Source organism: Sphingomonas sp. BL-S-30 (assembly GCF_055521475.1).
In genome coordinates this window covers 3,353,059-3,365,156 of record NZ_CM145481.1, presented here as the reverse complement: position 1 = coordinate 3,365,156, position 12,098 = coordinate 3,353,059, and the positions used below count along the sequence as shown (strand labels likewise).

Annotated in this window: 12 protein-coding genes; 5 read left to right on the top strand and 7 right to left on the bottom strand. The window is 66.5% G+C overall.

From position 1 onward, the window contains the following. Nucleotides 1-10: 10 nt before the first annotated feature. Both ACZ1I5_RS15605 and ACZ1I5_RS15600 read right to left on the bottom strand, forming a co-directional pair. On the bottom strand, nucleotides 11-982 hold the full coding sequence (locus ACZ1I5_RS15605) for a FecR family protein (RefSeq protein WP_465170152.1): 972 nt from the start codon (nucleotides 980-982) through the stop codon (nucleotides 11-13). Continuing rightward, nucleotides 949-1,527, bottom strand: coding sequence for an RNA polymerase sigma factor (locus ACZ1I5_RS15600; protein WP_465170151.1), 579 nt, complete (start codon nucleotides 1,525-1,527; stop codon nucleotides 949-951). The genes ACZ1I5_RS15605 and ACZ1I5_RS15600 overlap by 34 nt, the downstream gene beginning before the upstream one ends. A 272-nt stretch (nucleotides 1,528-1,799) precedes the next feature. Here ACZ1I5_RS15600 and ACZ1I5_RS15595 point away from each other — a divergent pair, with 272 nt between their 5' ends. Beyond that, nucleotides 1,800-4,295 (top strand): TonB-dependent receptor, encoded by a 2,496-nt coding sequence (locus tag ACZ1I5_RS15595; RefSeq protein WP_465170150.1) that lies wholly within the window; start codon nucleotides 1,800-1,802, stop codon nucleotides 4,293-4,295. A gap of 2 nt (nucleotides 4,296-4,297) precedes the next feature. After that, on the top strand, nucleotides 4,298-5,824 hold the full coding sequence (locus tag ACZ1I5_RS15590) for a CehA/McbA family metallohydrolase (protein ID WP_465170149.1): 1,527 nt from the start codon (nucleotides 4,298-4,300) through the stop codon (nucleotides 5,822-5,824). Nucleotides 5,825-5,835: 11 nt separating this feature from the next. Here the strand turns inward: ACZ1I5_RS15590 and ACZ1I5_RS15585 are convergent, their stop codons facing one another. Both ACZ1I5_RS15585 and ACZ1I5_RS15580 read right to left on the bottom strand, forming a co-directional pair. Beyond that, nucleotides 5,836-6,090 (bottom strand): DUF6356 family protein, encoded by a 255-nt coding sequence (locus tag ACZ1I5_RS15585; RefSeq protein WP_465170148.1) that lies wholly within the window; start codon nucleotides 6,088-6,090, stop codon nucleotides 5,836-5,838. Nucleotides 6,091-6,125: 35 nt separating this feature from the next. Next, entirely contained in the window at nucleotides 6,126-7,547 is a 1,422-nt protein-coding gene (locus tag ACZ1I5_RS15580) for a glutamate ligase domain-containing protein (protein ID WP_465170147.1), read from the bottom strand. 50 nt (nucleotides 7,548-7,597) lie between these two features. Between ACZ1I5_RS15580 and ACZ1I5_RS15575 the strand changes: the two genes are divergently transcribed. Then, the gene (locus ACZ1I5_RS15575) at nucleotides 7,598-8,416 is read left to right on the top strand and encodes an LD-carboxypeptidase (protein WP_465170146.1); all 819 of its coding nucleotides are present in this window, start codon (nucleotides 7,598-7,600) and stop codon (nucleotides 8,414-8,416) included. Here the strand turns inward: ACZ1I5_RS15575 and ACZ1I5_RS15570 are convergent. The 3 genes from ACZ1I5_RS15570 to ACZ1I5_RS15560 are packed head-to-tail and all read right to left on the bottom strand — an operon-like array spanning nucleotide 8,413 to nucleotide 9,508. Beyond that, complete coding sequence (locus ACZ1I5_RS15570) at nucleotides 8,413-8,799, bottom strand: VOC family protein (RefSeq protein WP_465170145.1); 387 nt, start codon at nucleotides 8,797-8,799, stop codon at nucleotides 8,413-8,415. The genes ACZ1I5_RS15575 and ACZ1I5_RS15570 overlap by 4 nt on opposite strands. A 31-nt stretch (nucleotides 8,800-8,830) precedes the next feature. After that, nucleotides 8,831-9,124, bottom strand: coding sequence for a YciI family protein (locus ACZ1I5_RS15565; RefSeq protein ID WP_465170144.1), 294 nt, complete (start codon nucleotides 9,122-9,124; stop codon nucleotides 8,831-8,833). A gap of 3 nt (nucleotides 9,125-9,127) precedes the next feature. After that, a complete protein-coding gene (locus ACZ1I5_RS15560; protein ID WP_465170143.1) occupies nucleotides 9,128-9,508 on the bottom strand; it encodes a VOC family protein in 381 nt (126 codons plus the stop codon). Nucleotides 9,509-9,546: 38 nt separating this feature from the next. Between ACZ1I5_RS15560 and ACZ1I5_RS15555 the strand changes: the two genes are divergently transcribed. Beyond that, a complete protein-coding gene (locus tag ACZ1I5_RS15555) occupies nucleotides 9,547-9,990 on the top strand; it encodes a MarR family winged helix-turn-helix transcriptional regulator (protein ID WP_465170142.1) in 444 nt (147 codons plus the stop codon). A gap of 68 nt (nucleotides 9,991-10,058) precedes the next feature. After that, nucleotides 10,059-12,047, top strand: a complete 1,989-nt coding sequence (gene thrS / locus ACZ1I5_RS15550; RefSeq protein WP_465170141.1) for a threonine--tRNA ligase — start codon at nucleotides 10,059-10,061, stop codon at nucleotides 12,045-12,047. Nucleotides 12,048-12,098: the final 51 nt, after the last annotated feature.

Sequence of the window (12,098 nt, the reverse complement as noted above, 5' to 3'; positions counted from 1 at the left end):
ACGCGTCGAGTCAGCCCTTTCGGCGGAATAGCAGGATCCGGCCGTCCTGCCGGCGATGGTCGATGGCGAAGCTCTCGTGCAGCGCCGTCAGGAAGCTATCGGGATCGTCGATCAGGAACTCGCCGCCAAGCCGGGTCGGGGCAAGACCTGTGTCCTGCAGTACGATCTTGTCGGGCAGATAGCGGTTGAATTCGGCGACCGCCCGATCGAGCGCCATGCCGTTGAACACGATCCGGCCATTCTGCCAGGCAGTGGCGGCCGCGATCGCGTCGGGCGACCATGGTGCGACGCGCGCCGCGCCGCCATCGACCGTCAGCGCGGTGCCGGCATGGATCGTCTCGGCGAGCGTGCCGCGATAGACTGCGGCGGCCCGGCCCTCCAGCACCAGCAGCTCGCCGCCATCCGGCGCGACCCGGAGGTTGAACCTGCCGCCGCTCAGCCGCGCATCGATCGGGTCGCTGTACACGCGCAACGGTTTCGCTGCCTGGCGGACGAGCAGGGCGGCCTCGCCGCGCTCGATCCACAACTCATGCTCGTCGGCAAAGCGCCAGGCGACGCGCGTATCGGTGTTGAGCGTCGCATGGCTGCCATCGGGCAGGCGGATCGTCTTGCGCTCGCCGACATTGGTCGAGGCATAGGCCCGGCGCGGCCAGGCGAGCAACGCGCCCGCGCCGCCAACGCCCAGCGCGGCAAGCAGGCCGCCGGTCACCGCCCGGCGCGAGAAGGTCCGCGGCATCGCCTGCTCGGCCTCGGCCTGCGGCGGGGGGCTTGGCTCGACCGGTGCATCGAGCATCGCGGACAGACGCGGATCGGCGGTTCGTCGCCACGTCGCGGCGACCTGCGCAAAGGCCGCAGCGTGCCGAGGGTCCGCATCGCGCCAGGCATTGAACGCCTGTTCGTCCGCGGTGCCGCCATCAAGCGCCACCAGCCAGTCGATCGCTTGCTCGCTCAGCTCCGCTCCAGCCTTTCCGTGGTCTCCCATGCAGTCGCTTGCTCCGTCTTCGCCTGTTCTTCTTGCCGATTCAGCGTGCGCGTCAGCAGGCGAAGGGCCTTGATGAGATGTGTCTCCACCGTTGAGACGGAGATGTTCATTCTTTCCGCTACTTGGGCCGGCGGCAAGCCCTCAATTCTTCTCAGGACCATTGCCTCGCGCATGCGCGGCGGCATGTCCTGCAGCACCTTGACGACATGGCGCAGCTCGGACCGGTCCATCGCCACCACGTCCGGGGTCGGCTCCTGGTCGGGGATTTCCAGCGCGTGCAGCACCGCGCCCCGGTCGATCCGGACCACGTCGGCCCGGCGGAAACGCTCGATCGCCAGGTTGCGGACGATCCGCATGGTAAAGGCGTGCGGGTTGGCGATGCCGGCCCAGTCGTCGAGCGCGAACAGCCGCGCATAGGCTTCCTGCACCAGCTCCTCCGCCTCTTCCAGCTGGCGGACCAAGCTCATCGCATAGCGGCGCGTCTGCTGGTGGTGGATGAAGACGCGGTCGGCGAACCAGATGTCGATGTCACGCAGCCAGGCCATGTTTAGCGCCCCATCGCAGTATCGGATGAGCGGCGCCTAGTGTGTGCATATGACAGATGGTTGACAGTGCGCGGCGCCTGAACCGCCGGGCCCCGCCTTTGCCCTTGGCGAAAAAATTTTTCGACCGGCGATAGCGGAAACCGCTCCCCGTCCCGTCTGCGCGGCGAAGCACAACCGAAAGCCAATCGCCGTCGCGCACCCGCGCGGCGGAACGGCCGGCCGCGTCCGTCGCGGTCCGGGCGAGCCCGATTGGAAACCAAAAGGGGACTATCATGAAGCCGTATCTGATGACGACGTCGCTGCTCGCCCTGCTCTGCGCCGGCGTGGTGCCGGCATGGGCGCAGGAAGCGCAATCCGGGGCCCAGGACCAGCAGGCGGCACAGGACCAGCAGGCGCAGGGTGACGACGGCGACGACATCATCGTCACCGGTCGCGCCGGCACCGGCCAGCGCACCAAGGCCGAGATGAGCTATTCCGTCACGCGCATCGACGAGGAGGCATTGCGCCTGCAGGCGCCGACCAGCGTGACCGAAGCGCTGAAGTCAGTCCCCGGCTTCTGGGTGGAATCCTCGGGCGGCGAGGCCAGCGGCAACGTCCGCGCGCGCGGCGTGCCGGTCGACGGCTTCGGCTCGATCCAGCTGCTCGAGGATGGCATCCCGGTCCAGCACGATCCCGCGCTCGGTTATCTCAACGCCGACCAGGTATTCCGTCTCGACGAGACGATCGACCGGATCGAAGTGGTGCGCGGCGGCCCCGCCTCGCTCTTCTATTCGAACGCGCCGGCCGGCGCGGTCAACTTCATCCCGCGCCAGGTGAGCGACCATGCCGAGGGCCTGGTCAAGGCGTCGATCGGTGCCGACAGCATGTACCGCGTCGACTTCTGGGCCGGCGCGCCGATCGGCGAATGGAAGTTCGCGCTGGGCGGTTTCTACCGCTCGGAAGGCGGCGTGCGTGATCCCGGCTTCACCGCCAATCGCGGCGGCCAGGTCCGCGCCACCGTGTCGCGCGAATGGGAACGCGCCAAGGTCAGCCTCGACGTCAAGCGCATGGACGATATCGTCGGCTTCTACACCGGCATCCCGATGCGCACCTATCCGGACGGCAAGATCCGCGCGGTGCCCGGCTTCGATGGCCATTACGGCACCGTCGCCGGCCCCGAGACCGAGCGCGTCCGCATGATCCAGGGTGACGGCAGCACCTATAATTTCGACAACAGCGTTGGCACCCAGGTGAAGCGCACCCAGATCACCGGCAAGTTCGAATTCGAGCCGTGGGACGACTGGAAGATCGCCAACACCACGCGCTACAACGACACCCGCACGCAGCGGAACGGCGTGTTCCCCAACACGCTGCAAAGCGCGACGAGCCTGCTGACCGCGCAGGCCGGGCTGCTGAGCCAGGTGCCTGGCGCCAGCAAGCTGCAGTTCCGCTACGCCACCGCGCCTTCGCAGGTCTTCGATACCGCCAACCAGAACGGCAACGGCCTGGTCATCGTGGGCGGCCTGCGCGGCGTGACGATGCCAGTGAAGGAGTTCATGAGCGACACCCGCCTGTCGCATCGGTTCGACATGGGCTCGACCAGCCACGACATCACTTTCGGCTATTATTTCGCGCATATCGACGAGGATTTCAGCCGCTATTCCTCGACCGCGCTGCTCGACGTGCGCGACAATGCCCGGCTGCTCGATCTGGTCGCGGTGGATGCCGCCGGCAACGTCCTGAAGACCTTCACCGACCATGGCATCTACAAATATGGCTATGAGTGGGAAGACGCGCATGGCGAACAGACCACCAATGCGCTCTACCTAGCCGACGAATGGCAGATCACCCCCAACCTGCGCGTCGATGGCGGCGTGCGCTGGGAAACGATGCGCGCACGCGGCACCGTCGCGCTGAAGAAGACGGTCAATCTGGGCACGCCGGCGACCTCGTCGATCATCACCGGCAGCGGCGTCTACGCCAATTACGACAATGATTTCAGCCACACGACCTGGACCCTGGGCGTCGACTATCAGTTCAGCAAGCACGCCGGCATGTTCGCTCGCTATACCTCGGCCAATCGCCTGCCGAGCCTGGGCAATTACCTCACCAGCCCGACCGCGACGCCGGTCGTCCAGACGATGGACTTGGGCGAAGTGGGCCTGAAATATACCAGCCCGCTGCTCGACATCTATGCGACCGGTTTCTGGACCAAGTACAACAACGTCTCCTTCACCAATTATCGCTTCGACCTGAACGGCCCGGCGATCAGCGAGACGCGCTATGCCGACACCCAGACCTTCGGCGTCGAGCTGGAGGGTACATTGCGGCCGGTCCGCTGGTTCGACCTGTCGGCCACCGCGACGCTCGAGGATCCGCGCTACAAGGGCCTCACCTATGTCGACGCCTCGAACAAGACGTTCGACTTCGACGGCAATCGCCTGATCCGCGTGCCGACCGTCAGCCTGCGGCTTGTGCCGGGCCTCAACCTGCTCGACGGCCGCATCCGCCTTCAGGGATCATGGGAATATGAAGGCGCGCGCTATGTCGACACCGCCAATTCGGTGCGGCTGCCGGCTTATGGCACGATCAACCTGAGCGCCCGGTTCGACGTCTCGCAGCGGCTGTCGGTTTATGGCTATGTCGACAATCTCAACAACTCGCTCGGCCTGACGGAAGGCAATCCGCGCGCGGGCGAACTGCAGAATGGCGAAGCCGGGGCAAACACCTTCATCGCGCGTCCGCTGATCGGGCGAAATTTCCGCGCGGCCGTGATGTATCGTTTCTGATCATGACCCTGCGACTCGCGTCCGCCTTTCTCTTTGCCCTTGCCTTGGCCGGGCCTGCCGTTGCGCAGGCCGGCCAGGCGGGGCCGCCACCCGGGCGGGCAGACGCGGGTGTGCCCTGGCACGTGCTCAAGGGCGAACTGACCCGCGCCAGTTTCGAACATTATACCGACGTCCCGTTCGATCTGCCGGCCGGGGTGACACGGATCACCATCCGCTTCACCTATGCCGGCAAGGAACAGCGCTCGGTCATCGACCTGGGCCTGCGCGATCCACAGCGTTTCCGCGGCTGGAGCGGCGGCACGCGCGACCATATGACGCTCAGCACCGAGGACGCGACGCCGGGCTATCTCCCGGGCCCGCTGCCCGCCGGGCGCTGGAACCTGATCCTCGGCGCACCCAATATCCGCGAGGGCGCGCACGCGCCCTATGAAGCGCGGATCTTCATCGAGCGCCGGCCGACCGTAACCGAATTCGCGGACGCCCCGATCGCGCCCGGGCCCGGCTGGTATCGCGGCGATCTCCACATGCACAGCGGCGACAGCGACGGGAAGTGCAAGGCCCAGTCGGGTGCGAGCATTCCGTGTCCGGTCTATCGCACGGTCGAGGCAGCAGCCGCGCGTGGCCTCGATTTCATCGCGCTCAGCGATCACAACACCACCGCGCACTATAACGCGCTGCGCGAATTGCAGGGCGCGTTCGACCGGCTGCTGCTCGTGCCGGGGCGCGAGGTCACCACCTTCTGGGGTCATAGCAATGTCTTCGGCCCCACCGATTTCCTCGATTTCCGCATGAACGGCCCGCGCTGGGACCAGGCACGCACATGGATCGACGCCGTGCACCGCGAAGGCGGGGTGGTGTCGATCAACCATCCCGGCGCGCCCTCGGGCGAGCTCTGCATGGGTTGCGGCTGGCGGGTAGACGACCTGCCGGACGGCGCGGTGGATTCAGTCGAGGTGGTCAATGGCGGCACGATGCGCGAGACGCGGGCCGCCGACACCCCGTTTCAGGGCTTTGCTTACTGGACGAAGCTGCTGAACATGGGCCGGCACGTCACCGGCATCGGCGGCAGCGACAGCCATGAGGCCGACCGCCCGGCGAGCGAGCCCGGTGCCATCGGCAGCCCGACGACGGTGGTCTACATGACTGAGCTGTCAGTACACGGCTTCCTCGCCGGCATCCGCTCGGGCCGGGTGTTCATCGATGTCGAGGGGACGAAGGACCGCTTTCTCGACCTGACGGCATCCGCCGGCGAGCTCCATGCCGGGATGGGGGAGACGCTACGCCTGAGTGCTGGCCAGGCCGTGCAGTTTGCCGTCGCCCTCAAAGGCGTGGCGAGCGGTTCCGTGCAACTGGTAATCGATGGGCGCGCAGAGCCGGCCTATCGCGCGCCATTCGAGGCAGGCCAGCCCGTCTCGCTCGCTTCGTGGCGCAGCGACGGACGGCCGCACTGGATTCGCGCCGAAGTCCGCGACGACGGGGGGCGGCTGCTGCTGATCGGCAACCCGGTCTATATCGCGCGGGCGCAATAGGCCGCCCGCAGTCAGATCACATATTCGACGGTGGCCATCTGAGTCTGCGCCGCCCGCGCGGCGTTGCGCTTGGTCACCAGCTCGGCGTGCAGCGCGGAGACGGTGTCGCTGCCGGCGGTCTTGAACAGGAACGGCAGGAAGGCGTGCAGCCAGCAGCGCAGGCCGCCCCACATCATCTTCATCCCGAAGCGCGAGGCCACGCCGAAATGCTCGGTATAGCTTTCGCCGACCGATTTCGGGTGATCGAGGAACAGGCGGCGGAACATGGCGGGCCTCATCATTTGCGCGTGTTGTCGCGATATCATGCCTGTGGCCGGTTGCCAGTCTTGTTCGCGATACTTGCCAGCATATCCGCGGCAAGCTGACTGAGCGTGTCGTCGCGCGCGCCCATCACCACCACACGGTCGCCCGGCCGCGCTTCAGCGACGAGATGCGCCGCGGCGGCCTCGCGCGCCGGGATGTGCAGCGCGTTGCGCCCAGTCGCCGCGACATCGGCGATGATGTCGGCGCTGGTCACCTCGCGGTTGACGGTGCCGCCCATATAGACCGGGTCGGGCAGGACGAGCAGGTCGTCCTCGCCGAGCTTGTCCGCCAGGGTTGCGACCAGCTCGCGGCGCATCACCTTCAACGGGCCGTATCCATGCGGCTGGAACAACACCAGCAGCCGCCCGGGAAAGGCGTGGAGGGTGTCGAGCGTCGCGGCGATCTTGTCGGGGTTGTGGCCGAAATCGTCGATCACCGCCACGTCGTTCGCTTCGCCGACCAGCTCCATCCGCCGCCTGAGGCCAGTGAAGCCGCCGATCGCGCGTGCTGCCTCGGCCAGCGACAGGCCCGCCGCCCGCGCCGCGCCGATCGCAGCGAGCGCGTTCGAGACATTGTGGCGGCCGGGCACCTTCAGCGACACCGCGACCGGTGCCGCGCCGCGTTCGGACAGGCTGAAATCCACGCCGAACGGCCGCTGCACCAGCCCGGTCGCGACCAGGTCGGCTTCCTGGCCAATCGAGAAGGTCAGGCGGCGCTGCGGCGGCAAGGTCATCGCCAGGGCGGCGCCGTCGCCATTGTCCAGGTTGATCACCGCGGTCCCGGCCCGTGCGATGAATTCGCCGAACAGCGCGCGCAGTTCGTCGAGCGACTTGTGGTCGAGGCTGACATTGTTGAGCACTGCGACCTTCGGCCAATAGAGCGCGATCGATCCGTCGCTCTCGTCGACTTCGCTGACGAACGCGTCGCCCTGGCCAACCAGCGCGCTGGCGAAGGGCGCGTCCGGACTCGCGAAATTCTTCATCACCGCGCCGTTCATCACCGTCGGGTCGCGCCCCGTCGCGTGCAGGATCCAGCCGATCATGCCCGTCACGGTCGATTTGCCCGAGGTGCCGGCGACGCCGATCGGCAGCGGCGCGGCGTTGAACAATTCGGCGAGCAGCTCGGCGCGGCTCATCCGCTGGGCGCCCACCGCGTCCGCGGCGACGATATCGGCGACGGTCGATTCGACCGCCGCGGAGGCGACCACGGTCTGGTTGGCCGAGATGATGCCGCTGCCGTCCTGCGGGAACAGCGCGACGCCCTTGGCGCGCAGGTCCTCGAACTTGGCGGGCAGCCTTGCCTGGTCGAGGGTCCGGTCGGAGCCGGCGACCTTCGCGCCCTGGCCGGCGAGGATCATCGCCAGCGGCATCATGCCGCTGCCGCCGATCCCGACGAAGAAGTAGGATTTGCCGTCGTGCATGGCTGGGCGCTATCGCGGGATTTCGACATCGGGGCAAGCGAGAGGGAATAATGCGGATCGGAATCGTCGCGCCGGGAAGGCCGATCGACCGGATGATCGCCGATCGTGCCGCCGCGGCCGCGGCGATCTGGTTTCCCGGCGTCGATCTCGTCTTCCATCCGCAATGTTTCGACAGCGATGGCGGGCATTTCGCCGGCGCGGATTCAGTACGCGCGGCAGCCTTTCTGGAATACGCCAATGACGCGGCGCTCGATGCCCTGTGGTTTGCGCGGGGCGGCTATGGCGCCAACCGAATCCTGCACGCGGTCATGCCGAACCTGTCGGCCGCGGCGGGCAACAAGCTGTGGTGCGGCTATTCGGACGCGGGTTTCCTGCTCGGTGCGCTCTACGCTGCGAAGATCGGGCGTCCGGTCCATGCGCCACTCGTCAGCGACATCGCCCGGGTCGGGGGTGACGCGTGCTTTGCCCGGACTCTCTCCTGGATGACCGCGCGCGACCATAAAGTGCTCGAGCCGAGCCTGGGCGGGCAGCCGGCCGTCGCCTTCAACCTGTCGATCCTGAACGCGCTGGTCGGCACCAACTGGCTGCCCGACCTGGCCGGGCACGTGCTGATGATCGAGGAGATTTCGGAACCGCTCTACCGGATCGACCGCATGCTGTTCCAGATGGCACACGCAACCCGGTTGCGCGGGATCGCCGGCGTGCGGCTCGGGCGGATGAGCGACATCATTCCCAACGATCCGCCCTTTGCCGAGCAGGCGCCGCAGATGATCGAACGCTGGTGCCGCGAGATGGACGTGCCGTTCCTGGGGAGAGCGGACATCGGCCACGACGCCGACAACAAGGTCGTGCCGTTCGGCGCCTTCTAGTCGATCGACGCATCCGCCTGGCGCGGCGTGACGTGCCACAGCACGCCGGCCGGATCGTACAGATAAGCCACCACCAGCCCCCAGGGCTGCAACGCCGGCGCGCGCGGCGGCTGCACCCCGAACCGCGCCGGCAGGTCGAGCGACTGGAGATGCGCCCACCACGCATCGAGATCGTCGACCAGCAACTGCATCATGGAGTTTTCCGCCCATTCCTTCTGATAATAGTTCTGGAGGACGAACCCGCCGGCACCGATCCCGAAGATGGCGACCTCGCCATCGAGCAGCTTGAGGAAGCCCAGCGCCTCGTAGAACGCCTTGCTCTGCGCGAAATCCCGTGCCGGCAGGAAGGGGCGGGCGATCTCGTTACCATCGGGAACATGCATGGTCGGCTCCATCCGGTAGGAAGGGATTGATTCAATCGCGCGGTAATTCGCGGATTTCGATCGTGCCACCACATTCGAACACGGGATTGCCGGTCAGCAAGGCGCGCGCTGCGGTCAAATCCCGGGCTCGTACGCGCAGATAGCCACCCAGATGGGAACTCAAGGTGGCGGGGACACCCTGTTTCCGGAAAGTCTCGCCCGAGCCGATCGCGCTGCCACCATCGAACATGCCGGTTTCGCGCAGGGACGACAGGTAGCTGGACCACATTTCCGGTGTCAGCGGGGCAACGGCGTCATTGTGCATCAGCAGGATGAAATCGCGCATGACCTATCGTACCAGCCTGCTCGGCCAGCCGATGCGGACCAGCGTCTCATCCGGGTCGCTCAACGCGAATTCGTACATGCCCCAGGGCTTGTGAGTCGGTTTCTTCTCTTTCCCGGTGATCTCGTCGCCGAACGCCGTGGCGAGCGCATCGACTTGCTCGGTGTAGAGATACAGGCCGAACGGGTTTCGGCCCGGCACCAGCCACCCCTCAACCGCCGGCTGGAGATGGATGTCGCCGCCCTTGCCGTCGGTGAGCATGCGATACTCCTCATAATCGCTCGCGCTCCCGGGCGGCCGGGCGAAGCCGAGCCGGTTATAGAACGCCTCGGTGGCATCGAGATCGTTGCACGGCAGGATCGCGGTCAGACGATGCATGTGGGACATGGGAAACCTGCTGGTTGAGTCGCTGCAATCGATACGCTATGCGTATCATTATGTCGAGCGTCATGGACCGGGATTCCGATATCGCCCTCATCGCTCGCGCGGTGCTCAAGCTCAGCCGGCGGATGCGCACGGACGCGTCGCCGGGTGAGCTCACGCCTGCTATGGTCGGCCTGCTTGCGACGCTCCACCGCGAAGGCGCGATGCCGGGCGTAACGCTCGCCGCGAAGGAGGGGCTCAAGCCGCAATCGCTCACCCGACTGCTTGCCGCGCTGGAGACGAGCGGCATGATCGAGCGGGCGCCCGATCCGGAGGACCGCCGCAACCTGATCATTGCGATCACGGTGCCTGGCCGCCAGTCGCTGCGCCGGGCGATGCAGCAGCGCCGCCACTGGCTCGCCGAGGCTGTGGCCGATCGCTTGTCCGACGAAGAACGCGAACAACTGGTCGCGGCGGCAGGGCTGATGCTTAGAATCGCTCACTGACTTGCCTATATGAGCCTTGCGTGCATAAGCCCGCGCTCCTTGCAGACACAGAAAGTACCGATTTCGTCATGTCCGAGATGTTCCGCATAACGCTGCCCGACGGTTCCGTCCGTGAGGTTGCGCCGGGGACTACCCCCGCGGACATCGCCGCGGCGATCGGTCCGGGCCTCGCCAAGGCGGCGATTGCCGCGCGCGTCGACGGCGACCTTCGCGACATCATGCGCCCGCTCGAGGGCGATGCGCACCTGGCGCTGGTGACCAGCCGGGACGAGGCGGATGCGCTCGAACTGGCGCGGCACGACTATGCGCATGTGCTGGCCGAAGCGGTGCAGAACCTGTTTCCGGGCACGCAGATCACCTTCGGCCCCTCGACCGACGACGGCTTCTATTACGACTTCGCGCCGAAGGACCGGCCGTTCACCGAGGAGGATCTGCCCGCGATCGAGCAGGCGATGCGCGATGTCATCGCCCGCAACGAGCCGCTGGTCCGCGAAGTCTGGCAGCGCGATGACCTGATCGCGCTGTGGCGCAAGCAGGGCGAGACGTTCAAGGCCGAATGGGCCGCCGAACTCCCGGGCGACGAGGAGCTGACGGTCTACCGTGCCGGCACCTGGCTCGACATGTGCCGCGGGCCGCATCTCGCCTCGACCGGCAAGCTCGATCCCCAGGCGTTCAAGCTGACGCGGGTGTCGGGCGCCTATTGGCGCGGCGACCAGAACAACGCGATGCTCAGCCGCATCTACGGCACCGGCTGGCTCAACAAGAAGCAGCTCGACCAGCATCTCTTCCGCCTGGAGGAGGCGGCCAAGCGCGACCATCGCAAGATCGGCCAGGAGATGGACCTGTTCCACCTCCAGCCCGAAGCGCAAGGCTCGGTGTTCTGGCACCCCAAGGGCTATATCCTGTGGCGCCAGCTCGAGGCCTATATGCGCCGCCGGCTCGATGCTGCCGGCTATGACGAGGTGAAGACGCCGCAGCTGATGGACGCGCGCCAGTGGGAGCAGTCCGGCCATTGGGGCAAGTATCGCGAGAACATGTTCGTCGTGCCGGACGAGATTCCCTCGACCGACGACGACGCGCCGATCCTGTCGGGCAAGTCCGACCTGATGGCGCTGAAGCCGATGAACTGCCCGGCGCACATCCTGATCTTCCGCCAGGGCATCAAGTCGTACCGCGACCTGCCGATCCGCATGGCCGAATTCGGCTGCTGCCACCGCAACGAGCCGCACGGCGCGCTGCACGGCATCATGCGTGTGCGCCAGTTCACTCAGGACGACGCGCATATCTTCGCCCGCGAGGACCAGCTGATCGACGAGATCAAGGCGTTCTGCGACCTGCTCGACAGTGTCTATCGCGATCTCGGTTTCGAGAAATATGCGATCAAGCTCGCGTTGCGCCCGGACAATCGCTTCGGCGACGATGCGATGTGGGACCGGGCCGAGCAGATCCTGCGCGACGCGGTCGAAGCGACGGGCCGCGCGACCGAGGAATATGGCTGGGAAGAATTGCCGGGGGAGGGCGCCTTTTATGCGCCCAAGCTCGAATTCCACCTGACCGACGCGATCGGCCGCACCTGGCAGGTCGGCACGATCCAGGCGGACACCGTGCTGCCCGAACGACTCGACGCGAGCTATGTCGGCGAGGACGGCAATCGCCACCGCCCGGTGATGCTCCACCGCGCGATCCTCGGCACGTTCGAGCGGTTCATCGGCATCCTGATCGAACATCATGCCGGCCGCTTCCCGCTCTGGCTGTCGCCGGTGCAGGCGGTCGTCGCGACGATCGTCTCGGATGCGGACGATTATGCGAAGGTGGTGGCGGACAAGCTCGCCGCGGCCGGCCTGCGCGTCGAGACCGACCTGCGCAACGAGAAGATCAACTACAAGGTGCGCGAGCACAGCCTGGCCAAGGTCCCGAATCTTCTCGTCGTCGGCAAGCGCGAGTCGGAGGAAGGTACGGTCGCGCTGCGCCAGCTTGGCAGCGATCGGCAGCAGATATTGAGCCTCGACGAGGCGATCGCCATGCTGAAAAAGGGCGCGACACCGCCCGATCTTTAAGCTGACCTGTGCGTTGTCCCCGGTTAGCGCCGGGGGCATCTTCCCCAACAC